This is a genomic window from Flavobacterium sp. N1736 (assembly GCF_025947065.1).
Lineage (GTDB): Bacteria > Bacteroidota > Bacteroidia > Flavobacteriales > Flavobacteriaceae > Flavobacterium.
Genome location: NZ_CP109994.1, coordinates 1264093 through 1288977 on the forward strand (window position 1 = coordinate 1264093; position 24885 = coordinate 1288977).

Sequence of the window (24885 nt, forward strand, 5' to 3'; positions counted from 1 at the left end):
AAATTTTACAAATGACAACACATTTAGCACTTTTACGCGGCATCAACGTTTCTGGTCATAATATGATGAAAATGGACGCTTTGAAAGCAATGTTGGAAAATATTGGTTTTCAAAATGTGAAGACTTATCTGCAATCCGGAAATGTTTTTGTTGATACTGACGAAGAAAGCGCTTCAAAAGTGGGTTTCATGATCAAACAGGAAATTTTTAAGGTTTTCGGACATGAAGTTCCTGTGATTGTAATTACGAAAGAAGATTTAGAATTGTGTTTTAAAAACAACCCATATTTCAAGGAAAAAGATATCGATACCAAAAAACTATACGTAGCATTTGTTTCGACATTATTGAAAAAAGAAAATATAAATGATTTGAAAATCAGTCAGTTTAAGCCAGACGAAGCAAGTATTGACGGAAACAGAATTTTTATTAAATATGATGTTGGCGCCGGAAAAACCAGATTGGAAGGCAAATATATCGAGAAAAAACTGAACGTTTTAGTAACAATGCGAAACTGGAATACGGTTACGAATTTGCTTGCGATGTATGCTGAAAATTAGAAAATGAGTCAATTAGATAATTATTAAAGAGCATTCTAAAATTATCTAATTAACACATTTCAAATCACAATACCAAAATCCAAAATCAAAAGGATCATTTGTGGTAGAATCGCAAGCGGTATTTGATGTGTTTTCATTTTTAGGTTCTTCGTATTTGCGATACACAATTTCCCCAATTTCAAAAAGGATTGGTTCTGAAAAAATAGGACCATCAAATGTAAACGTATGAAACTCGCCATTTTCTCCGCAAACATCTACATTTTCGGGCAAATCATTAATGAAGTCCTGATCGATAATTCGCCCAACAAAACTTTTATCGAGATATCTCTCATTAACACAAACCACAATCGTTTTAAATCCTAAGGCAATAAATTCCTGAATTAAATCATGAGTCGGAATTTTCCAGATTGGAAAAACGCCTTCAAAACCTATTTTTGCCAATTGATCTTCGCGATATTTTCGCAAATCTTCCAGAAAAATATCCCCAAAAACAGAATGTGTAATACCTTCATTTTTCAATTCTGTTAACGTTTCAGCCATTATAGCATCATAGATTTCCATTGTTGGCATTTCCGGAATCTGTATGATTTTTAAAGGTATGACGATACTTTTTGCCTGCGATTCCAATAATTCAACACGAACGCCATGCATCGAAATTCTCTGAAATTGCTGGTTGACGCTTGTTAGAAGATATTCGATTTTATATTCGGAATTTTTTAAGATTTTGTATAATGTAAGAGCAGAATCTTTTCCGCTGCTCCAATTGAATATGGCTTTTTTTGGTGTTGACACGATATTGTAATTTTCTATCGTAAACATACAAATTTCATTCGATTTGTTAATGAAACCTTTGTAACTTTGAACTTTGCCGCTAATCTATTTTAAATGAAATACATTCTCTTATTATTTACCACATTCATTTTTGCTCAACAAACCCAATTTGTCGATTTTAAATCGGTAAACGGACAATTGAAATTATACGCCAAAGAAAAAACGGTTACAGGATCTGTCGATTATCAATTTGATGTTTTACAGCCCATTGACACGATTAAATTAGATGCCAAAAACATGGAATTTTCAAAGGTCGAAATCAATCAAAAAGAGGTAGTTTTTGTAAATACAGGCAAGGAATTGCAAATTATTTTCAATTTCCAGAAAGGGCAAAATCATCTAACTTTTGATTATGTTGTAAAGCCAAAACAAGCTTTGTATTTTGTAGCTATTGAAAACACCGACGTGCAAATCTGGACGCAAGGGCAGGGAAGATACACCAGTAATTGGTTTCCGAGTTTTGATGATGTGAATGAAAAACTGGTTTTTAATCTGGGAATTACGTATGATAAAAATTATCAGGTGGTTTCAAACGGAACTTTAAAAGAAAAAACAGCAACCGGAGATTTATTGCATTGGCAATATCAGATGAAAAACCCAATGAGTTCTTATTTATTGATGCTTGCCATTGGAAAATATGATAAAAAAGAATTCACGGCAAAATCTAAAATTCCGTTAGAATATTATTTAGAAAATAAAGATGCGAATCGTTTTGAGCCAACATATCGTTATTCGAAACGCATTTTTGATTTTTTAGAGAAAGAAATTGGAGTTGATTATCCATGGGAAATTTACAGAGAAATTCCGGTTCGCGATTTTTTATATGCGGGAATGGAAAATACAACATCGACACTTTTTGCAACACGTTATGTTGTTGATTCGATAGGTTTTGAAGATCGAAATTATACCAATGTTGATGCGCATGAACTGGCACATCATTGGTTTGGAGATTTAATAACCGCCGAAAGCAGCACGCATCACTGGCTCCAGGAAGGTTTTGCAACCTATTATGCGGCATTAGCAGAAAGGGAAATTTATGGCGATGATTATTTTTATTCGAAATTATATGATACCGCTCAACAAATAAAATTCGCCTCAAGAACCGATACAATTCCCGTTTTAAATGCCAAAGCAAGCTCGCTTACTTTTTATGAAAAAGGAGCCTGGGCATTGTTCGTTTTACATGAATCAATTGGTGACAAAGCGTTCAAAAAAGCTATAAAAAGTTATTTAAAAAAGTATGCTTTTCAAAATGTCAATACGCAGAATTTTCTCGACGAAATAAAAAAAGTATCCAATTTTGATGTTGCTCAATTTCAAAAAACGTGGTTAGAATCAACAGTTTTTGATACAGCTGCAGCAAATGCTTTGTTGAGTAAAAATAAATCAATTCAAATTCGTTTAGAAGTTGATAAACTGAAAAAAACACCAATTGCAGATAAACTGGATTTTCTAAGAAACACCTTAAAATCTGATGTTTATTATGCTGTAAAAGAAGCTATTGTTGATCAATTAGAAAACGAAAAATTTGAAGCAAAGAAAGAACTTTTACTTTTGGCTTTGCAAACTAATAATGTACAAATTCGTCAGGCTGTTGCAGGTAGTTTGACCAAAATTCCGGAAGATTTCAGAACAGCATATGAAACTTTGCTTGACGATAAATCCTATCAAACGCAGGAAATTGCATTGTATTGGTTATGGAAAAACTTCCCAAATCATCGCACTGAATATTTGGATAAATCTAAAAACTGGATCGGTTTTAATGACTATAATTTGCGTACGATGTGGCTTTCGCTGGCATTATCAACACCGGATTACAGTACTAATTCTGAAGGTTTAATTGCAGAATTAATTTCGTTTTCATCAACAAAATACGAAGCTGCAACACGACAAAATGCTCTTGAAAAATTGATTGCTTTTAAGATAATTAACGATCAGGTTCTCAGTAATTTAGTTAGTTCGACAACACATCATATGTGGCAATTTTCAAAATTTGGAAGAGAAACAATTCGATTTTTATTAAAAAATCCTGAAATGCGTGCTTCGTTTGATAGAATTTTACCTAATTTGAGCCCCGATGAACAATTTCAATTGAATCGTTTGTTGAAAGAATAGAACGCCAAAAACAAAACCTACAATATTTTATGAGAGCATTGGTTATTTCCGGTGGTGGCAGTAAAGGCGCATTTGCCGGCGGTGTTGCACAATATTTAATAGAAGAGAAAAATTACGAATACGACTTATTTTTAGGAACTTCAACCGGAAGTTTGCTTATTCCGCATTTAGCTTTAGGACATATCAAAAAAATTCATTCGGTTTACACCAATGTTACCATGTCGAGTATTTTCAATATTTGCCCATTTGTGGTAAAAAATAAAGATGGAGTTGATATTGTAACCATAAATCACTTCAATGTTTTACGTCAGTTTTTTAAAGGAAAAAGAACTTTTGGCGAAAGTAAAGGATTGAAGAAATACATTCAGAATAATTTTAGTCTTTCTGATTTCAATAAACTAAAAAAACTCAATAATGACGTTATAATTACCGTAACCAATTTTACCAAAAACGAATCAGAATACAAATCTATAAAAGATTGTACGTATGAAGAATTTTGTGACTGGTCGTGGATTTCGAGTAATTATGTTCCGTTTATGAGTTTGGTAGAAAAAAATAACTACGAATACGGCGATGGCGGATTTTCTAGTTTGGTGCCAATTCGTGAAGCGATTAACCGCGGAGCAACAGAAATTGATGTAATTATTCTGGAAACCGAAGTGAATATGGATAAAATGGTTATTGGTAAAAACCCGTTTTCGCTAATGATTGATTTGTTTAGAATTGCCTTAGATCAGGTTGAAAAACACGATATTGCTATAGGAAAACTTATGGCAAACAATAAGAATGTGAAACTTAACTTATATTACACACCAACAAAACTCACTGATAATGCGCTTATTTTTAATAAGGAAGTAATGAAATTATGGTGGGAACAAGGGTACGAATATGCTCAGAATAAGTCTGAGGTTATGAGTGATAACAGGAAATTTTAGATTATTTGATTTTAGATTTTAGATTGCTGTAACGTTAATCTAAAATCTAAAATCTGAATTCTAAAATTAATTCTTACCAAAGCTCTGAAACTTCATTTTTAATATATCCCAAAGCAGCATTACTAGGAGATTGTTTTTCTAATAAATCATTTAAAATTACTTCGCGTAATTTATCTGCGCTGTCTACACGCTCGCTCATGGCAGCTTTACGAATAATTTGTATTGTTGAGTTTTTGGCTGTTGTAATAATTGTCCAGCATTCATCAGACATGTAAATTTGCTGCGTTAAATTGTGCTCAAATTCCTGTTCGATCTGATCGATTACAAAGTTTTCATAATCGTGTTTTTGATTTGAAATTGGCGCGATTCTAATCAATAATTTTGTCAAATTAATACGTTCCAAATATAAAGTCATACGCTCATAAGCCTGTAAACGTATTGGCAAAGATTGTTTTTGATATTCTCTGTTTAATAAAAAAGCACGTTTTTTATCGTTGTTTTTAATGTGTAATTCAAAAAAACTGTAAGCCACAAATCCGGTAACAATGGCTGGTAAAGTATAACTGGCTAATTCTATAATTCTTGTAAAATCCATTTGAATAATTTTTCAACAAAAATATACTTTTTGATGAGAAAACAACATTATTTTTATTGTAATAAATGAAATGGAAGCCTACTTTTGTGCACAATTCTTTAAACCGACTGAAACCCAATATAAATGGAATCATACATCATAATTTTACTTTGTTTAGCGGCTTTTGCTGCAGGATTTATTGATGCAATTGTAGGCGGCGGCGGATTAATACAAACTCCAATGGGTTTAATTTTATTGCCTAATTTACCGGTTTCAACAGTTATTGGAACTTTAAAATTACCCGCTTTTACCGGAACCGCTTTTGCCGCTTTTCAATATTTGAAAAAAGTAGTTATTGAGTGGAAGTTATTATTGATTATGATGTGTTTGGCGGTTCCGTCGGCATTTTTGGGTTCGACGATATTAACGATGGTCAGCAATGATTTTATGAAGCCACTTTTGCTTGTCGTTTTGTCTTTATTGTTTATTTATACCTATGCAAAGAAAAATTTTGGTCAGCATGTTGAAAAAGATCATTCTTCGACGACACGAATAATTTATGCGGTTGTAATTAGTATAATTGTTGGCTTTTATGATGGATTTATCGGTCCCGGAACCGGAAGTTTTTTTGTCGTTGCTTTTATCGCACTTTTAGGTTTTGATTTTTTACACGCTTCGGCAAATGCTAAAATGGTTAATCTGGCGACAAACTTTGGTTCGATTTGTTTGTTTATGATAAAGGGGAAAATCATTTGGTCAATTGCAATTCCGATGGCAATTAGTAACGGACTTGGCGGCTGGATTGGTGCTAAATTGGCAATCAACAAAGGAAATGGTTTTATTAGGATTTTCTTTTTGGTTGTAGTAATTGGCACTTTGATTCGTTTTGCTTATGATGTGTTTTTTAAGTGAAAGATGCTAAGGTTCTTAGATTCTGAGTTCCTGAGTTCCTGAGTTTTATTTTAATAACTCAGAATCTCAGAACCTCAGAACCTTAGCGTCTTAAAAAAAAGGTACTAGCTTATTCAATCATTAATTCTTATTTTTGCATAAAAGGAGAAAAATTTCATGCGTAAATATATTGACCAGCTGAACGAAGCACAACGAGAACCCGTTTTACAAAAAGACGGGCCAATGATTATTATTGCTGGTGCAGGATCTGGAAAAACCCGTGTTTTAACAATTAGAATTGCTTATTTGATGGCTCAGGGTGTTGATGCTTTCAATATTTTGTCACTTACGTTTACGAACAAAGCGGCTCGTGAAATGAAGCACAGGATTTCGGATATTGTGGGAGCGACGGAGGCAAAAAACCTTTGGATGGGAACTTTTCACTCGATTTTTGCACGTATTCTTCGTTCAGAATCAGAACATTTGGGATATCCGTCTAACTTTACGATTTATGATTCTCAGGATTCGCAGCGGCTTATTTCTTCGATTATAAAGGAAATGCAGCTGGATCGTGATATCTATAAACCAAAACAGGTTTTGGGCCGAATTTCGAGTTATAAAAATAGTCTGATTACGGTAAAAGCATATTTTAATAATCCTGAATTACAAGAGGCTGATGCTATGGCGAAAAAGCCAAGATTGGGAGAAATTTATCAGCAATATGTAGAGCGCTGTTTTAAAGCAGGGGCAATGGATTTTGATGATTTATTATTGAAAACCAATGAGTTACTAACGCGTTTTCCGGAAGTATTGTCTAAATACCAAAACCGTTTTCGTTATATCCTGGTTGATGAGTACCAGGATACAAATCACTCTCAGTATTTGATTGTTAGGGCTTTATCAGATAAATTTCAGAATATTTGTGTGGTTGGAGATGATGCGCAGAGTATTTATGCTTTCCGTGGCGCGAATATTAATAATATCTTGAATTTCCAGAAGGATTATGAAGGTGTAAAAACCTTTAGATTGGAGCAAAATTACCGTTCGACAAGAAATATTGTTGAAGCTGCAAATACAATTATTGACAAGAATAAAACGAAGCTTGATAAAATTGTTTGGACAGCAAATGATTTTGGTCCGAAGATTAAAGTACATCGCAGTTTAACTGATGCCGAAGAAGGTCGTTTTGTAGCGAGTACAATTTTTGAGCAAAAAATGCAAAATCAATTGCACAACGGTTCGTTTGCAATTTTGTATCGTACTAACGCTCAATCTCGTGCAATGGAAGATGCATTGAGAAAACGCGATATTCCGTATCGAATTTATGGCGGATTGTCATTTTACCAACGCAAGGAAATTAAAGATGTTTTGTGTTATTTGCGTTTGGTAATTAATCCTAAAGATGAAGAAGCGCTGATTCGTGTAATTAATTATCCGGCTCGTGGAATTGGTGATACTACGGTAGAAAAACTAACTATTGCGGCAAATCATTACAAACGTTCGATTTGGGAAGTAATGGTGAATATTGATAAAATTGATTTGAAACTGAATGCCGGAACAAAAAATAAACTGAATGATTTTGTAACGATGATTCAGAGTTTTCAGGTAATCGATCAAAATCAGGATGCTTTTTATGTTACGGATCATGTGGCGAAAAAAACAGGTTTGGTTCAGGAACTGAAAAAAGATGCTACGCCTGAAGGGATGGCAAAAATTCAGAATATAGAGGAACTTTTAAATGGTATAAAAGATTTTACGGAAGGGCAAAGAGAAATTGACGGAGCAAGAGGTGCATTGTCTGAATTTATGGAAGATGTGGCACTTGCAACAGATTTAGATAAAGATACATCTGATGAAGATCGTGTAGCTTTGATGACGATTCACCTGGCAAAAGGACTTGAATTTCCGCATGTTTTTGTGGTTGGTATGGAAGAAGATTTGTTTCCGAGTGCCATGAGTATGAGTACCAGAAGCGAGCTTGAAGAAGAACGTCGTTTGTTTTACGTAGCTTTGACCCGCGCTGAACATCAGGCGTATTTAACGTATGCGCAATCGCGTTACCGCTGGGGAAAACTGACAGATAGCGAACCGTCTCGTTTTATTGAAGAAATTGATCCGCAATATTTAGAATATTTAACACCTGCAGAAAGCAATTATCGTTATAAACCCATGATTGATGGTGATATTTTTGGTGATGTTGATAAATCGAAACTACGATTGGCAAAACCGGTAGGAGGAACTCCGCCCAAATATATTACGGATAACGAACCAAAACCGGATTTAAATATTCGTAAACTAAAACCTGTTTCAGGAAATGCTCCGGCTTCTGCCGGTACAAATTTATTTGATAGTAAATTAACCATTGGAAATGTTGTCATGCATGAGCGCTTTGGTAAAGGTGAAGTGGTTAATCTTGAAGGCGTTGGCGCTGATAAAAAAGCAGAAATTAAATTTGAAGTCGGCGGAATTAAAAAACTGTTGCTTCGATTTGCAAAACTTGATGTAATTGGGTAAAAAAAGTTTCAAGTTTAAAGTTTCAGGTTTTTACCAATTTTGTGTAAAATTTCCCGAACTTTATAGTAAACACTTAATAAACTTATTCACGTTTTCAACTTGAAACCTGAAACAAATAAAAACTTGAAACAAAAAACAAAATGGCTGAGTTCATAAAAATATATCCTGATAAACCTAGTGAAGCTGCAATTGCAAAGGTTGTAAAAGTGCTTCAAAACGGAGGTTTGGTTATTTATCCAACAGATACTGTTTACGGTTTGGGTTGTGATATTACCAATTCTCGTGCTTTAGAAAAAATTGCCAAAATTAAAGGAGTAAAATTAGAAAAAGCTAATTTTTCATTTATATGTCATGATTTGAGTAATCTTTCAGATTATGTGCGCCAGATAGATACTTCGACTTTTAAAATTCTAAAAAGAGCTTTGCCGGGACCTTATACTTTTATTTTACCGGGAAATAATAATTTGCCAAAAGAGTTTAAAAAGAAAACTACTGTTGGTATTCGTGTGCCTGATAACAATATTATTTTGGAAATTGTTCGACAACTAGGAAATCCTGTTGTCTCTACATCAATTCGTGACGAAGATGATGTAATTGAATATACTACAGATCCTGAATTGATTTTTGAGAAATGGCAGAATCTTGTCGATATGGTAATTGACGGTGGTTACGGTGATAATATCGGTTCGACGATTATTGACCTTTCAGAACACGAGCCAGTAATTGTAAGGGAAGGCAAGGGCGATATTGGAATTTTGTAAAAAAATACTGAAATAGTATAATTATTTAAAATAAATAACTAACTTTAGTATAGTTAAAATTTAGTTAGTTAATTTAAAGATAATGCTATTCTTGATTTATATTTAATTGGTTATTAAAAAAGTTAAGGATACATAAAAGCAGGTCATTGACCTGCTTTTTCTGTTTATATAAGTATGTAAAAAACTTAGATTATTTCGCTTGTTTTTTCATTTCTTTTTCAATCATATCATAGAATTGATCAATTTTTGGCATAACAACAATACGAGTTCTTCTGTTACGTGCTTTGTTTTCAGGAGTATCATTTGCAACTAAAGGTACATATGAACTTCTACCTGCAGCAATTAATTTTGCAGGGTTAACTCCAAGATCATTTGTTAATACACGAACGATAGAAGTAGAACGTTTAACACTTAAATCCCAGTTGTCTAGCAAAACTCCGTTGCTTTTGTAAGGAACGTTATCTGTGTGACCTTCAACCATACATTCAAAATCAGGTTTGTCGTTTACAACTTTTGCAACTTTAGCTAAAACACCTTTTGCTGCATCAGTTACGTCATAACTTCCACTTTTAAATAATAATTTATCAGCAATAGAAATAAATACAACTCCTTTTTCAACATTGATTTCGATATCCGGATCGTTGATTCCAACTGCTCCTTTTAAGCTTGTAACCAAAGCCAGAGTAACACTGTCTTTTTTAGTTAAAGCATCTTGAAGTCTTGATATTTTTAAATCTTTTTCTTTTAAACTTTCTAAAGATTTTTCAAGATTTTCAGCTCCTTTTGTAGTTAATACTGTTAAATCTTTAGAGCTGTTAATTAAGTCCTGATTGTGTTGTTTATAGCTTTCAGCTGTTGCTGCTAATCCTGCTTTTTCTTCAAGGCAAGAATTTAATTTAACTGTACAAGAGTTTAATAAATCCTGGATCTCTTTGTTCTTAGCTTCTAAAGCTGCGTATTCTTTTTTAGATACACACGAAGTTAAGGCCATTAATACTGTTAGTGCGATGACTATTTTTCTCATAGGTATTATATTTAATTAAACGTTGATTACAAATTTAGTTTTTAATATTTTGATTACTGTTAAAGATTTCTTTAAAAACAGTGACTTTCTTAATGTAATACAAGTAAACGATACTTTTTACGGTATAGTATTGCTGTATTTGAAAATCTTTTCGTTTTCGTATATATTTTAAAGATATACAATAAAATGAAAAATGCGCCTTTAAAATTGCAAAAGTATGATTAAATTTTCCTTGCGTAAGAAAACGTATACCGGCAATACCATCTAAAATCATTCGGAAGAAAATTACAAAAAACAATCTTTTTCCAGGCAGATTCTTCACCAGCATTAGCAAGGAATTTCTGAAATTTAAATAGGTTTTTCGGGGATTAGATTGGTTTAAAGTAGCTCCGCCAACATGATAAACGACTGACTTTGAATTGTATTTAATGATATGTCCTTCATTTGATGCACGCCAGCATAAATCTATTTCTTCCTGATGTGCAAAGAAAGTTTCATCAAAACCTTTTAGTTCATCATACACTTCTTTTCGAATAAAAAAGCAAGCGCCCGATGCCCAAAATAATTCGCAATTATCATCGTACTGACCATTATCTTTTTCGATGGTGTCAAAAATTCGGCCACGACAATAAGGATATCCGTATTTATCTATAAAACCACCGGCAGCTCCGGCATATTCGAAATATTCTTTGTTTTTAAAATCCAGAATTTTAGGTTGAATAATTGCTGTTTGGTTTTCAGTATCAAAAGTTTCGATAATAGGTTTCAGCCAATTCTCTGTAACTTCTATATCAGAATTAACTAAAGCATAAATTTCGGCATTAACATCTTTTAAAGCATCATTATAACCTTTTGCAAAACCATGATTGCCACTGTTTATAATGATTTTAATTGTTGGGAAATTTTGCCTGACAAAATCAATTGAATTATCTGTTGACGCATTATCTGCAACATATATTGTGGCTTCTTCTGAAAATTGAATTATTGAAGGTAAAAATTGTTCTAATAATTTTACTCCGTTCCAATTTAAAATGACAACAGCTATTTTATCCAAAAGTATTTTTTTATAGTTAGTAAATTTCTTTATAATCAGGTAAAGATTTTAAAAACTCATATTTTTCATTTTCAAAATCCATCTGACAATAGTAATGGTTTAGTCCATTCGTCACATTCAAAAACCGTGCCTGCATTGTCATATTATAACGGGCAATCTGATCAAAAGTTGCTTGAGATATTTTTACTTCAGGCGCTTTACATTCTACCAATATATGTATAGAACCATCAGAATTAAAGACAACAATATCATAGCGTTTTCGTAAGCCATTGATTGTTAAAACTTTCTCTACGTTTATGAGCGATTTGGGGTATTTTTTTTCATTCATTAGATAATGAACAACATGCTGACGAACCCATTCTTCCGGAGTAAGAATGATAAATTTTTTCCTGATTTCATCAAAAATAGACACTTTATTTTCGCTATTTTTGAATCGGAAAGTATAAGTAGGAAAATTTAATTGCTGCATTGCACAAAAATATTAAAATAGTTTAAAGTTTCATGTTTAAAGTTTCAAGTTATTGAAGCCGGAACCTGAAACTTTAAACTTGAAACAAAAGACCGAATGGATGAAGTTGTAAAAATTGTTAATGATATAAAAGCCGGAAATATAAAACCTATTTATTTTTTAATGGGTGAGGAGCCTTATTATATTGACAAGTTATCTGAATATATAGAACAAAATGTCCTTTCGGAAGAAGAAAAAGGGTTTAATCAAACTGTATTATATGGTAGGGATGTTTCTGTAGAAGATATCGTTTCAACGGCCAAGCGCTATCCTATGATGTCTGACCGTCAGGTTGTTATTGTAAAAGAAGCACAAGATTTATCAAGAACAATAGACAAAATTGAATCGTATGTAAATAACCCAATGGAAACTACGGTTTTGGTTTTTTGCTATAAATACAAAACCCTTGACAAACGTAAAAAGGTTACCAAATTATTAGCTCAAAACGGAGTGGTTTACGAAAGTAAAAAACTATACGAAAATCAGGTTGGCGATTGGATAAAACGTGTTCTTGCAGGAAAAAAATATACAATAGATCCAAAAGCAAATGCGATGTTAGTCGAGTTTTTAGGAACAGATTTGAGTAAAATCAATAATGAACTGGAGAAATTACAAATCATTTTGCCACAAGGAACCGTTATTACACCACAACATATTGAAGAAAACATTGGTTTTAGTAAAGACTATAATGTTTTTGAATTAAGAAAAGCAATTGGAGAACGAAATCAGTTAAAAGCATATAAAATTGCCGAAAATTTTGCTCATAATCCTAAAGAATATCCATTGGTAATGACAACGGGGTTGGTTTTTGGATTTTTTGTTCAGCTTTTAAAATACCACGGATTAAAGGATAAAAACCCTAAAAATGTGGCAGCTGCAATTGGTGTAAACCCTTATTTTTTAAAAGAATACGATTTGGCAATAAAGAATTATCCAATGCGAAAAGTGAGTCAGATTGTGGGAGCTTTGCGCGATGTAGATGTTAAAAGTAAAGGAGTTGGCGCTAATGCTTTGCCTCAGTCAGATTTGTTAAAAGAAATGCTGTACAAAATATTTAATTAAGCCACGAAAATTCACGATATTTGCATCTCTAAAAATTTTACTACTTTAAAATAATAATTACACAATTATGGGAATGAATAAAAATACCGTTTTAGGATGGGCTACTTTTATAATGGTACTTATGGGATTGTTACTTATAGGTCTTGGCGCTTTTAGATACAGAGATGTATCTGGCTGGGGATTTGTAGCGGTAGGTGTTGGTTTTTTTGCTAACGCATGGGTTTTTAACGCATTAAAAGGTAGAGTATAATTTCAATATCAATTGCAAAAAAACAATTGCAATATAAAATCAAAAAAAATCAATTAATTAAAATAAAAATAAACAAATGTCAGACGATAAGAAAGTAATTTTCTCAATGCAAAAATTGAGTAAAACCTATCAGGGAGCAGACAAACCAGTACTTAAAAATATTTATTTGAGTTTCTTTTACGGAGCTAAAATTGGTATTTTAGGACTAAATGGTTCTGGTAAATCTTCACTTTTGAAGATTATTGCCGGAGTTGATAAAAATTATCAGGGAGATGTTGTTTTTCAACCGGGTTATACTGTTGGTTATTTAGAGCAAGAGCCTATTCTTGATGATTCTAAAACAGTTATTGAAATTGTACGCGAAGGAGCTGCAGAAACTATGGCAGTTTTAGAAGAGTACAATCAAATTAATGATTTGTTTGGTCTTCCTGAATATTATGAAGATCAGGATAAAATGGATAAGTTGATGGACCGTCAGGCAGCATTACAAGATAAAATTGATGCTCTTGGTGCTTGGGAAATCGATACGAAACTTGAAATCGCAATGGATGCTTTGCGTACGCCGGAAGGTGATACGCCTATTAAAAACCTTTCTGGTGGAGAGCGTCGTCGTGTAGCTTTATGTCGTTTGTTATTGCAACAACCTGATGTACTGTTACTTGATGAGCCTACCAACCACTTAGATGCTGAGTCTGTACTTTGGCTAGAACAGCATTTAGCACAATATGCCGGAACTGTAATTGCAGTAACGCACGATAGATACTTCTTGGATAATGTTGCCGGTTGGATTCTTGAGTTAGATAGAGGAGAAGGTATTCCGTGGAAAGGGAATTATTCATCCTGGTTAGACCAAAAATCAAGCCGTATGGCGCAAGAAGAAAAAGTAGCTTCTAAACGTAGAAAAACATTAGAGCGTGAGCTTGACTGGGTTCGTCAGGGAGCAAAAGGACGTCAAACCAAACAAAAAGCACGTTTACAGAATTACGATAAATTATTAAACGAAGATCAAAAACAACTGGATGAAAATCTGGAAATTTATATCCCGAATGGTCCACGTTTAGGTACAAATGTTATTGAAGCTAAAAATGTTGCTAAAGCTTTTGGAGACAAATTATTGTACGATAATTTGAATTTCACTTTGCCACAAGCCGGAATTGTTGGAATTATTGGACCAAACGGTGCCGGTAAGTCAACCATTTTCAAAATGATTATGGGCGAGCAAAAAACAGATAGCGGAGAATTTTCAGTTGGTGAAACGGTAAAAATCGCTTATGTAGATCAGTCTCACTCTAATATTGATCCAAATAAATCTATTTGGGAAAACTTCGCCGATGGTCAGGAATTGATTATGATGGGAGGAAAGCAAGTAAATTCAAGAGCTTACCTTTCACGTTTTAATTTTGGTGGAGGCGAGCAAAATAAAAAAGTTTCAATGCTTTCCGGTGGAGAACGTAACCGTTTGCACCTTGCAATGACATTAAAAGAAGAAGGAAACGTACTTTTACTGGATGAGCCTACGAATGATTTAGATGTAAATACGCTTCGTGCCCTTGAAGAAGGTTTAGAGAATTTTGCTGGTTGTGCCGTAATTATTTCGCACGACAGATGGTTCTTAGACAGAATTTGTACACACATTCTGGCTTTTGAAGGAGATTCTGAAGTTTATTATTTCGAAGGAGGTTTCTCTGAATACGAAGAAAATAAAAAGAAACGTTTAGGTGGTGATTTAACGCCAAAACGTTTGAAATACAGAAAGTTAATTAGATAATAATCTGATAAATTTCAATCCCGTCCCGAAGTTTCGGGATCGGGATAAAATCCCAAATTCCAAATTGTCATGATTTGAATTTGGGATTTTTTTTATTTTTTTGTCATTTCGACGTAAGGAGAAATCACACGCGTAACTCGCCAAAGATTAGATTTTCGTTGTGAAGTTTCTTGTGTGATTTCTCCCTTTGGTCGAAATGACAATATTGTGAATTTGGGATTTTTTATTAAAGAAATTTTGCTTTCAATTCCGGAGTAGGAATCATACAGCTTTCTTTTTTGCCATACCATTTATAACGGTTTTTAGCAATATAATCGTAAATGTAATTTCGCACTTTTTCAGGTAGAATTTTAAAAACAGAAATGAAACTGTAAATCCCGCCTAAGTCTTCAGCGATTTCTATTACTGCCGAAGATTTATAATAATAAGCAACACCGGGATTATATAAAATAATACTATCAATTTTAGTTTGATCTACACCTATATAATTACAAATCTCAATTCCTATTTCGGATTGCAATGCCACAAAACGAAAAATATCTTTTTTGTCATGTTTAATGATAAACTGAACTGCGTCGTTGCAAAGATTGCAAACGCCGTCGAAAAGGATTATTTTTTTCCGTCAGCAGTCTTTGCGAGGAACGAAGCAATCTCATTTTGGGTTTTCATAAATTGTGGTTACTTATTTTAGTGTGGTTGCTTCGTTCCTCGCAATGACCTTGCGTGCGTGCGTCTTTGCTAGGAACGAAGCAATCTCATGGGTTTTCATAAATTGTGGTTACTTATTTTAGTGTGGTTGCTTCGTTCCTCGCAATGACCTTGCGTGCGTATGTCTTTGCGAGGAACGAAGCAATCTCATTATGTATTTCCGTTTCAATTGTAATTACTCAAACATTATATTTTCAATTTCTTCGAATAAATCTTTCCAAGTTGGATTTATAGAACGAATCAAATCGTTTTTTGCCTCTCTTGATCCGGCTTTAATTTGCTTTTCTCTGGTTATTGCGTCTTCAATCCATTGAAATTGTTCGTAGTACACTAAAATATTTGTGTTATAACGAGCAGAGAATGACTTTGGATATTTTTTATTTTTATGCTCTGATATTCTTTTCGGCAGATTTGAAGTCACTCCTGTATAAACAACTGTTTGATATTTATTGGTAATAATGTATACAAAACCTGGCTTCATGTATTTATCTTTTTAAGTTTGAGTCCTTGCGAGGAACGAAGCAATCTCACTACAATTAGACACAAAGTTTGATTTTGTTAGTGTGGTTGCTTCGTTCCTCGCAATGACAAAGCTAAAGAATAAAACTATGTTTGTAGGTTTTTTATTATTATTTATTTTATCTATTAAAATGATAAAATGTATAAATTTTACAAATAAAAAATGGCTTTCATAAATTATTTTTAAGCACTTTTTAAAAAATATCCATCTTCATTGTTGTCTTTTATAAAGATCTTTGTTTAAATCGCTTTATTTTAATTTTCGACTAAATTTAAGCTTTTATAACAACTGAAAACTGCGACAGAATACTGAAAACTTATTTCTTCCCAACTTCTACAAATTCCAATTCATCTAAACTTACTTTCGAAGTAAAAATGCCGTAATTAACTGTTGCCTTATTTTTTTCGATGGAATCAATACTTCCAACAGATCTTCCGTCTAGCATTCTTACCCGATCGCCAACTTTTAAAACAGGTCTTGGTTTTTCGATAACAGGTTTCAGTTTCTTTTCTTTTTTCTCTTTTCGAATTTCTTCAACCTGAACAGAAACTTCTGCAATAACTTCTTTTTTCTTTTCGATTATAGCTTTTGTTTCTTTTGGAGTTGCTTTTTTACGTTTTGAATTTTCAATTTCTATGATTTTCAAAAATTCTCCAATAAGTTCTTTTTTATTTTTATTGTTGAAATATTTTTCAGAAATATCTTCGATTTTCTGACCTATGTAAATTGTCTTTTGGTTGCTGTCGTATAATTCCTGATAGCTTTCCAGTTTCTGTTTGATTTTTACATTGATGTTTTCCATTTTTTTGCTTTCTTCACGCGCTCTAGTTTCTTCTTCTTTAAGATTAATAGAAGTTTTTTCTAATTTTGAACGCTCTTTTTGAAGTGTTGCTATGGTTTTATCAAAACGAACTTTACCAACTTCGATTTTTTTCTTGGCACGATTTATCAATCCAAACGGTATTCCATTTTTTAATGCGACTTCAAAAGTAAAAGAACTTCCTGCCTGACCTAAAGCCAGCTTGTACATTGGTTCAAGCGATTTTTCGTCAAACATCATATTGGCATTTGTAGCAAAAGGCAATTCGTTAGCCAGAATTTTCAAGTTTGAATAATGCGTTGTAATAATTCCGAAAGCTTCACGATGGTAAAATTCTTCTAAGAAAATTTCAGCCAAAGCGCCACCTAATTCAGGATCTGAACCTGTACCAAATTCATCAATTAAAAACATGGTTTTCTTGTTGCATTTTTTCAAGAAGTAATTCATGTTTTTTAATCGGTAACTATATGTACTTAAATGATTTTCAATGGATTGATTGTCTCCAATATCTGTTAAGATTCTATCAAACAAGAAAGTTTCGCTGCGTTCATGAACCGGAATCAACATTCCTGATTGTAACATCAATTGTAATAAACCAACTGTTTTAAGGGAAATTGTTTTTCCTCCGGCATTTGGTCCCGAAATTACAATGATTCGGTTATCTTGTTTTAATTCAATTGTTTGCGGATGCGTAATTTCGTTTTTCTGTTTATTGTTCAGATACAAAATAGGATGATATGCTTCTCTAAAAAACAATCTTCTTTCTTCGGTAATTGTGGGTAAAATTCCGTTGATTCTGTTTGCGTATTTTGCTTTTCCGGCAACGACATCAATATCACTTAGAAACTCCTGATATTCAATTAGTAAAGGTAAATACGGACGAATCTGATTTGATAATTGTTTTAGAATTCGGGTAATTTCTTCTTTTTCTTCGTATTCAAGATTGGCTAATTCTCTGGAATATTGCAAAGTAGCTTCCGGTTCAATATAAGCAATGCTTCCGGTTTTAGAACTTCCTAAAATAGAACCTTTTACTTTTCGACGATACATTGCTAAAACGGCTAAAACTCTACGGTTTTGCACAAAACTTTCCTTGATATCATCCAGATAACCGAGACTGTTATTGTGAGAAAGTGCTACTCCAAAACTTTGATTTACTTTGCCGCGAACGATATTCATATTCTGGCGAATACTTAAAAGAGCAGGCGAAGCGTTGTCTTTTATTTCTCCATATTTGTCTACAATGGCGTCAATTAGAGTTACAATATCTTTTGTATATTCAACTCTTGAAGCTCTTGCGTTTAAGTTTGGATAATAGTCATCAAATTTTTTTAAGAAATTCAGCAAGAAATTTGATGTTGACGAAAGTGTTGCAATTTTCCTAAAACTGCCTACTTCCAGAAAACTATCTTCTATTGCTAAAAACTTGATTTCGTGCGTTATGGCATCAAATCCGTGATTGGGAATTGCGTTATTATTTTGAAAAGACGAAACATATTCTGATGTCTGCATTAAAGCCTGCATCAAAGTTTCTTTATCTCTAAATGGTGTTATTTGTAAAGCTTTTTCCTTTCCAATATCTGTATTACAGCCTGCCGAAATGGTTTCTAGCACTGTTGGAAATTGTAAATCTTGTAATGTTTTTTCGGTAATACTAATCATTTAATTCCTTTAATAAAGTACGTACAAAAGTACGAAAATAGTGTGACTGAATTCTATAAACTTCTTATCTAAATTTTATCGTTTCGTAATATGATTTTACTTAAAAATTTCTGAAATTCGCAATAAAAAATTATGGACGTAAAAATGCATTCTTCCTGGAAGCCAGTTTTAAATGAAGAATTTGAAAAACCATATTTCAACGAATTAATTGCTTTTGTAAAATCTGAATATACTGCTAAAATTTGTTATCCAAAAGGCAATCAAATTTTTTCAGCTTTTGATCATTGTCATTTTGATCAGGTAAAAGTTGTTATTATAGGACAAGACCCGTATCACGGACCAAATCAGGCGAATGGTTTGTGTTTTTCTGTTAATGATGGAATTCCTTTTCCTCCCTCTCTTCAAAATATTTTTAAAGAAATTGAAACGGATTTAAATAAACCTATGCCTAAATCGGGTAATCTTGAACGTTGGGCAGATCAGGGCGTTTTTCTTTTAAATGCTACTTTAACAGTTCGACAGTCTGAAGCCGGAAGCCATCAGGGAAAAGGCTGGGAAAAATTTACAGATGCTGTTATTAAACAGATTTCTGCTGAAAAGGAAAATGTTGTGTTCTTACTTTGGGGAGGTTTTGCTCAAAAAAAAGCCGCATTAATTGACGCTTCAAAACATCATATTTTAAAATCAGGACATCCTTCTCCTTTAAGTGCAAATAGAGGGTTTTGGTTTGGAAACAAACACTTTAGTCTGACTAATGCTTTTTTGAAATCAAAAGGAATGAAAGAGATTGAGTGGTAATGTTTTTGTCATTTCGACGTAAGGAGAAATCATACAAGTGATTCCGTTCCTAAAAGCGCTAATCTTTGTCGAGTTTCTAGTGTGATTTCTCCTTACGTCGAAATGACAAAAAAAACACTATTTTTCAGCAGGCTTCTTAACAATTTCGTCAAGAATTGCTTTATTTTCGTAGTTGATTACTTTTAAAATAATTTCCTGATTTTTAACTGTTTTTCCTTCTATAATATACAGTTTTCCTTTGTTTACCGGAACGTTACTTTTGTCAAAATCAACATCTCCGTATGTCAGCGTATTTTTAATATCGGCAGTATCAACCCATTTTTCGTTTAAAGTCTGAATTGCTTTTGCAGAATATTGAAAGGGTTTTGTTCTTAGATTATTTAAAACTCTTGCGTTTGGAAAATAGTTGCAACGTGTATCTTTTCCACTAAAAACAAGGGCTACAAAAAAGCATCCCATAACCAGACCAATCAAATAATAAGCAAAACGATGTACGAACTTCATGAGTAAAATTTTTGGCAAAGGTACATTAAAGTTCTTTTAAAATACAAGTAAATTAATATCGTTATCAGGTAAATCAAACCATTCGCCAATTGCTTTATTTGTTAGGATTCCGTGGTATAAATAGATTCCGTTTTTTAAACCTTTATTACATCTGATAGAACTTTCTAAACCGCCATCATCTGCTATTTGAAGTAGGTATGGTGTTAGTATGTTACTAATTGAAAGTGAGGCAGTTTTGGAATATCTTGATGGAATATTTGGTACACAATAATGTAGAACATTACTTTTTATGAATGTTGGTTTTTCGTGCGTTGTAACTTCTGATGTTTCAAAACAACCGCCTGTATCAATACTTACATCTACAATTACGGCGCCTTTTTTCATGTGCTCCACCATCGTTTCAGTCACTATAATTGGGCAGCGTTCTTTTCCGCGCATAGCTCCAATAGCGACATCACAACGTCTTAAAGCTTTTAGTAGTGCTTTTTGCTGAACTGTAGAAGTGAATATTCTTTGGTTTAAATTATTTTGTAAGCGGCGTAATTTGGTAATCGAATTATCAAAAACCTTTACGTTTGCTCCTAAACCAATGGCGGTTTTGGCAGCAAATTCGCCAACTGTTCCTGCGCCTAAAATAACGACTTCGGTAGGAGGGACGCCGGTAATGTTTCCGAATAAAAGCCCTTTTCCGAATTCGTCAGTAATCATCAATTCTGATGCTATAAGTATAGAAGCTGTTCCGGCAATTTCGCTTAAAGATTTTACAGCCGGATAAGAACCGTCTTCGTCCTTAATATATTCAAAAGCAAGTGCAGTTATTTTTTTCTGTGCCAAAGCTTCAAAATAAGCTTTCTTTTTTGTTTTTAACTGAATGGCAGAAATAATAATCGTTTCAGGATTAATCATCTCAATTTCAGCTAATGTTGGCGGTTCGACTTTAAGCAGCATTGGGCAGCCAAATACTTTTTTTGTATCTTTTGTAACTTCTGCGCCCGCATCACTGTATTCTTTATCAGAATAACTCGAACTTTCTCCGGCGCCTGATTCAATCATAACGCGGTGACCTTCGTAAGTTAACGAATTTACTGCGTCCGGCGTCAGGCAAATACGACGTTCCTGATAACTTGTTTCTTTAGGTATCCCTATGAAAAGCTCTCTTTTAAAGCGGCCCACTTCAAGTTTTTCTTCTTGTGGCAACAATTGTTGTTTCGTAAATGGAGTTAAGGTTATTGACATGGGTTATGCGAAAAATTAAGGGTACAAATTACGTAAAAAGTTTTAAAATTAGTGCAAATATTCTGCTAATACTAAAAGCGAATTTTAAGATATTATTTTTTCTGTTTTTAGAGTATTTTATATTTGCTAAAAACTTTGTGAATCTCTGTGAAAGTTTTAACACGGAGATTCACAAAGTTTTTCACAGAGTTTCATAAAGATTTTAAATTAATTCCAGTTCTCTTTTTCCATCTGGCAATAACTTAATATTGATTGTTGAAGTTTCTTCAGGAAGCAGATTTTCAATTTTTTCAGACCATTCAATAAAACACCAGTTTTCGGAGTATAAATAATCATCAACGCCCATATCTAGCGCTTCCGTTTCTTTGTTTAATCGGTAAAAATCAAAGTGATACACTATTTCGTTTTGTGAAGTAAAGTATTCATTTACCAAAGAAAAAGTTGGGCTGCTTGTTGCATCTTTAACTCCTAAACTTTTGCATAATTGTTTAATTAAAGTAGTTTTTCCTACGCCCATTTCTCCGTTAAAAAGGATGATTTTCTTTGGGTTTTGGACTAAAATCTGTTCGGCTACTTCTTGAATCTGATCTAATGAAAAAACGATATTCATTTTTTTTAAAGTTACAAAGGTTCAAAGAGGAAAAGTTCTGAGGTTTTTCTCTTGAAGGCATTGGTTTATATTTAGTTTTAATAGTCTCAGTTGCAGTTTTCAGTCTCAGATGAAAACTGAAAACTGCAACTGAAAACCGTTTTTTATTTCGGATTAAATACCAAAAACGGAATAATCATTTCTTCTAAAGAAATTCCGCCATGCTGATACGTGTTTTTGTAATAACTTACATAATGATTGTAGTTGTTTACGTAGGCTAAAAACAAATCATTTTTGGCAAAAATAAACGAACTGCTCATATTTATAGCCGGCAAACCAATTGTTTTAGGTTCTTTTACCACATAAACATCTTTTTGTTCATAGGTTAAACTACGTCCGGTTTTGTAACGCAAATTTAAACTTGTATTTTTATCTCCAACAACTTTCGACGGGTTTTTTACATTAATTGTTCCGTGATCTGTAGTTAGAATTAATTTAAAACCTAAAAGTTGTGCTTGCTGAATAATTTCCAGTAATGGCGAATTTTTAAACCAGCTTAATGTTAAGGAACGATACGCTTTATCATCAGAAGCAAGTTCTTTTACAACTTCCATTTCGGTTTTTGCGTGCGATAACATATCTACAAAATTGTAAACAACTGTTACCAAGTCATTTCCTTTTAAGGCTTTAAAGTTTTCGGCTAATTTTTTTCCACCGGCATAATTGGTGATTTTAAAATAATCTTCTTTGATATCTAAACCTAAACGTTTTAATTGTGCCGATAAAAATTCTGCTTCATAAAGGTTTTTTCCGCCGTCTTCGACATCATTTTTCCAGTATTCAGGAAATTTCTTTTCCATTTCCAAAGGCAGTAAACCAGAGAAAATTGCATTTCTGGCATATTGCGTTGCTGTTGGAAGTATAGAGAAATACGGAACTTCTTTTTCTAATTTATAATAATTGGCTACGACAGTTTCAAAAGATTTCCATTGATCGTAACGCAAATTATCAATTACAACAAATAAAACGGGTTTGTCTTTCTTTTTAATTTCGGGAACAACCAGTTCTTTAAATAAGGTATGCGACTGAATAGGCTTGTCTGCTTTTGGCGCAAACCAATCTTCATAATTTCTTTCAATGTATTTTCCAAATTGCGAATTGGCTTCTACTTTTTGCGATTCAAGAATTTCAATCATTCCCTGATCGTTGATGTTCTCCAATTCCAGTTCCCAGAAAATCAGTTTTTTATATAGTTCTACCCAATCTTCATAGGAATTAACCATTGCTAATTCCATCGAAATTTTTCTAAATTCTTTTTGATAATCTAAAGTCGTTTTTTCAGAAATTAGTCTCGAATGATCCAGATTTTTCTTCAAACTCAATAAAATCTGGTTTGGATTTACGGGTTTTATCAAATAATCAGCGATTTTAGAACCAATGGCTTCTTCCATTATATATTCTTCTTCGCTTTTGGTAATCATTATCATCGGTATTGCCGATTTTTTCTCTTTCATTTCTGAAAGTGTTTCCAAACCACTCATTCCCGGCATGTTTTCATCCAAAAAGACAATATCAAAATTATCTTCTTCGAACAAGGCAATCGCGTCCAGACCGTTATTTGAAGTTGTTACAGTGTAGTTTTTCTTTTCGAGAAATAATATATGTGGCTTTAAAAGATCGATTTCGTCATCAACCCAAAGTATTTTGATCTTATCCATAAACAGTTTTAATTTTAATGCAATTTAAATGTATAGAACTTAAAAAGTATTAAAAATAGTATAAAATTCAGAATAACAATTTGAGATTTATTTCAAATTTAATTTTAGTTCTGTTATTACCTAAGAAATTAATACTGTAAAATCGCAATTTTTTAAGTGAAAAACCCAAAGCTGTTTATAGTTAATTACTTATATTTGTTGACCAAAAAATAACCAAATAGTGACCCATATTAATAAATTAAAAATATTTAATGATCCCATTTATGGGTTTATTTCCATCCCGAACGAGCTTATTTACGACTTAATTCAGCATCCGTATTTTCAGCGTTTGCGCCGTATTTCTCAAATGGGACTTTCTTATTTGGTATATCCGGGAGCAAATCATACTCGTTTTCATCATGCCTTAGGATGCATGCATTTAATGCAAAAAGCTATTGAAACACTTCGTTTTAAAGGCGTTGCAATTTCAAATGAGGAAGAATGTGCTTTGTTAATCGCCATTTTACTACACGATATTGGTCATGGGCCATTTTCGCATGCTATGGAAAAAAGCATTGTTGAAGATGTGCATCATGAGGCTATTTCGTTGTTATTCATGAATCAGATTAATGAGGAATTTGACGGAAAGTTAAGTCTGGCAATTCAGGTTTTTAAAGGAGAATATCATAGAAAATTCATGCTGCAACTAATTTCTAGTCAGTTAGATATGGATAGAATGGATTATCTGAAAAGAGACAGTTTTTATACAGGAGTTGCAGAAGGAAATGTAAATTCTGAACGATTGATTCAGATGATGAATGTTGTGGATGATATTTTGGTTATTGAAGAAAAAGGAATTTATTCGGTTGAGAAATTTTTGCTTTCAAGAAGGTTAATGTATTGGCAGGCTTATTTGCACAAAACGAGTTTGGTTGCCGAATTAATTTTGATGAAGGTTTTGAAAAGAGCCAAAGAACTTACCTTAAAAGGGGTTAAACTGCCTTGTAGTGAGCCACTTTCGTATTTTATGCAAAACAAAATTACATTGGAGGATTTTGATGCCGAAATACTGGATTTGTTTTCACAATTGGATGATTTTGATATTATAAGTGCTTTAAAAGCATGGCAAAAACAGGATGATTTTATACTTTCTACTTTAAGTAAAATGATCATTAACAGGGATTTACTAAAGATTAAATTGAGTGCAGAAAAGATTCCGATGGAAGAATCCCAATCGCTAAAGGAAGAATTTGCAGAGGAACATCATATTTCATCGGTAGATGCGGGATATTTTATATTTCGGGGCAAAATAAAAAATCAGGCATACAGTAAAGAGGCCGAACCGATACGAATTTTGAAAAAAGATAAAACAATTGAGGATGTTGTTGAAGCTTCTGATCAGCTGAATTTGAAATCATTATCTAAATTGGTGACAAAATATTACATCTGTTATCCAAAACAACTTATCTAAAATTAACATTTAAAATCTATTTTTTATATTTTTGTC

22 protein-coding genes and 1 pseudogene are annotated in these 24885 nt (G+C 33.0%); 11 read left to right on the forward strand and 12 right to left on the reverse strand.

Annotated features, from left to right (window positions below; genetic code table 11):
• The first annotated feature begins 11 nt into the window (after positions 1–11).
• Complete coding sequence (locus tag OLM54_RS05450; RefSeq protein WP_264537586.1) at positions 12–557, forward strand: DUF1697 domain-containing protein; 546 nt, start codon at positions 12–14, stop codon at positions 555–557.
• 45 nt (positions 558–602) lie between these two features.
• Here OLM54_RS05450 and OLM54_RS05455 read toward each other — a convergent pair whose 3' ends face one another.
• Positions 603–1376, reverse strand: a complete 774-nt coding sequence (locus tag OLM54_RS05455; RefSeq protein WP_264537587.1) for a diphthine--ammonia ligase — start codon at positions 1374–1376, stop codon at positions 603–605.
• Between the two features lie 66 nt (positions 1377–1442).
• Between OLM54_RS05455 and OLM54_RS05460 the strand changes: the two genes are divergently transcribed.
• Both OLM54_RS05460 and OLM54_RS05465 read left to right on the forward strand, forming a co-directional pair.
• Positions 1443–3503 (forward strand): M1 family metallopeptidase, encoded by a 2061-nt coding sequence (locus tag OLM54_RS05460; RefSeq protein WP_264537588.1) that lies wholly within the window; start codon positions 1443–1445, stop codon positions 3501–3503.
• A 29-nt stretch (positions 3504–3532) separates the two neighbouring features.
• Positions 3533–4438, forward strand: a complete 906-nt coding sequence (locus tag OLM54_RS05465; RefSeq protein ID WP_264537589.1) for a patatin family protein — start codon at positions 3533–3535, stop codon at positions 4436–4438.
• 73 nt (positions 4439–4511) lie between these two features.
• Here OLM54_RS05465 and OLM54_RS05470 read toward each other — a convergent pair whose 3' ends face one another.
• Positions 4512–5033: a hypothetical protein gene (locus OLM54_RS05470; RefSeq protein WP_264537590.1), complete on the reverse strand. Its 522-nt coding sequence runs from the start codon at positions 5031–5033 to the stop codon at positions 4512–4514.
• 123 nt (positions 5034–5156) lie between these two features.
• Between OLM54_RS05470 and OLM54_RS05475 the strand changes: the two genes are divergently transcribed.
• The 3 genes from OLM54_RS05475 (at position 5157) to OLM54_RS05485 (ending at position 9178) form a co-directional block, all read left to right on the forward strand.
• Positions 5157–5924 carry a sulfite exporter TauE/SafE family protein gene (locus OLM54_RS05475; RefSeq protein WP_264537591.1) on the forward strand — a complete coding sequence of 256 codons (768 nt, stop codon included), beginning with the start codon at positions 5157–5159 and terminating at the stop codon, positions 5922–5924.
• 156 nt (positions 5925–6080) lie between these two features.
• A complete protein-coding gene (locus OLM54_RS05480; protein ID WP_264537592.1) occupies positions 6081–8417 on the forward strand; it encodes an ATP-dependent helicase in 2337 nt (778 codons plus the stop codon).
• A 140-nt stretch (positions 8418–8557) separates the two neighbouring features.
• Positions 8558–9178, forward strand: coding sequence for an L-threonylcarbamoyladenylate synthase (locus OLM54_RS05485; protein WP_264537593.1), 621 nt, complete (start codon positions 8558–8560; stop codon positions 9176–9178).
• A 190-nt stretch (positions 9179–9368) separates the two neighbouring features.
• On the opposite strand, the gene OLM54_RS05490 is transcribed toward OLM54_RS05485, so the two are convergent.
• From OLM54_RS05490 to OLM54_RS05500, 3 genes are read right to left on the reverse strand one after another with little or no spacing between them, the layout of a single operon-like run.
• A complete protein-coding gene (locus tag OLM54_RS05490) occupies positions 9369–10202 on the reverse strand; it encodes a flagellar motor protein MotB (RefSeq protein WP_264537594.1) in 834 nt (277 codons plus the stop codon).
• 34 nt (positions 10203–10236) lie between these two features.
• On the reverse strand, positions 10237–11256 hold the full coding sequence (locus OLM54_RS05495) for a glycosyltransferase family 2 protein (RefSeq protein WP_264537595.1): 1020 nt from the start codon (positions 11254–11256) through the stop codon (positions 10237–10239).
• Between the two features lie 16 nt (positions 11257–11272).
• Positions 11273–11725 carry a type I restriction enzyme HsdR N-terminal domain-containing protein gene (locus OLM54_RS05500; protein WP_264537596.1) on the reverse strand — a complete coding sequence of 151 codons (453 nt, stop codon included), beginning with the start codon at positions 11723–11725 and terminating at the stop codon, positions 11273–11275.
• Positions 11726–11821: 96 nt separating this feature from the next.
• On the opposite strand from OLM54_RS05500, the gene holA reads away from it, so the two are divergent.
• From holA to ettA, 3 genes are all read left to right on the forward strand, one after another.
• Positions 11822–12826 (forward strand): DNA polymerase III subunit delta, encoded by a 1005-nt coding sequence (gene holA / locus OLM54_RS05505; RefSeq protein ID WP_264537597.1) that lies wholly within the window; start codon positions 11822–11824, stop codon positions 12824–12826.
• Between the two features lie 67 nt (positions 12827–12893).
• Positions 12894–13076 (forward strand): CAL67264 family membrane protein, encoded by a 183-nt coding sequence (locus OLM54_RS05510; protein ID WP_035680915.1) that lies wholly within the window; start codon positions 12894–12896, stop codon positions 13074–13076.
• Between the two features lie 76 nt (positions 13077–13152).
• Positions 13153–14844, forward strand: a complete 1692-nt coding sequence (gene ettA / locus OLM54_RS05515) for an energy-dependent translational throttle protein EttA (RefSeq protein ID WP_264537598.1) — start codon at positions 13153–13155, stop codon at positions 14842–14844.
• A gap of 226 nt (positions 14845–15070) precedes the next feature.
• Here the strand turns inward: ettA and OLM54_RS05520 are convergent.
• The 3 genes and pseudogenes from OLM54_RS05520 to OLM54_RS05530 form a co-directional block, all read right to left on the reverse strand.
• A pseudogene (locus OLM54_RS05520) lies at positions 15071–15513 on the reverse strand (thiol-disulfide oxidoreductase DCC family protein).
• Between the two features lie 214 nt (positions 15514–15727).
• Positions 15728–16033 (reverse strand): GIY-YIG nuclease family protein, encoded by a 306-nt coding sequence (locus OLM54_RS05525; RefSeq protein ID WP_264537599.1) that lies wholly within the window; start codon positions 16031–16033, stop codon positions 15728–15730.
• Positions 16034–16388: 355 nt separating this feature from the next.
• On the reverse strand, positions 16389–18554 hold the full coding sequence (locus OLM54_RS05530) for an endonuclease MutS2 (RefSeq protein WP_264537600.1): 2166 nt from the start codon (positions 18552–18554) through the stop codon (positions 16389–16391).
• A gap of 132 nt (positions 18555–18686) precedes the next feature.
• On the opposite strand from OLM54_RS05530, the gene OLM54_RS05535 reads away from it, so the two are divergent.
• A complete protein-coding gene (locus tag OLM54_RS05535; protein WP_264537601.1) occupies positions 18687–19352 on the forward strand; it encodes a uracil-DNA glycosylase in 666 nt (221 codons plus the stop codon).
• A 117-nt stretch (positions 19353–19469) separates the two neighbouring features.
• Here the strand turns inward: OLM54_RS05535 and OLM54_RS05540 are convergent, their stop codons facing one another.
• The 4 genes from OLM54_RS05540 to OLM54_RS05555 form a co-directional block, all read right to left on the reverse strand.
• Positions 19470–19856, reverse strand: coding sequence for a DUF4258 domain-containing protein (locus OLM54_RS05540; RefSeq protein WP_264537602.1), 387 nt, complete (start codon positions 19854–19856; stop codon positions 19470–19472).
• Positions 19857–19892: 36 nt separating this feature from the next.
• Positions 19893–21092 carry an alanine dehydrogenase gene (locus OLM54_RS05545; RefSeq protein ID WP_059115633.1) on the reverse strand — a complete coding sequence of 400 codons (1200 nt, stop codon included), beginning with the start codon at positions 21090–21092 and terminating at the stop codon, positions 19893–19895.
• A gap of 202 nt (positions 21093–21294) precedes the next feature.
• Positions 21295–21702, reverse strand: a complete 408-nt coding sequence (gene tsaE / locus OLM54_RS05550; RefSeq protein WP_264537603.1) for a tRNA (adenosine(37)-N6)-threonylcarbamoyltransferase complex ATPase subunit type 1 TsaE — start codon at positions 21700–21702, stop codon at positions 21295–21297.
• A gap of 143 nt (positions 21703–21845) precedes the next feature.
• Entirely contained in the window at positions 21846–23399 is a 1554-nt protein-coding gene (locus tag OLM54_RS05555) for a bifunctional response regulator/alkaline phosphatase family protein (protein ID WP_264537604.1), read from the reverse strand.
• A gap of 220 nt (positions 23400–23619) precedes the next feature.
• Between OLM54_RS05555 and OLM54_RS05560 the strand changes: the two genes are divergently transcribed.
• Entirely contained in the window at positions 23620–24849 is a 1230-nt protein-coding gene (locus OLM54_RS05560) for an HD domain-containing protein (protein WP_264537605.1), read from the forward strand.
• Positions 24850–24885 lie beyond the last annotated feature (36 nt).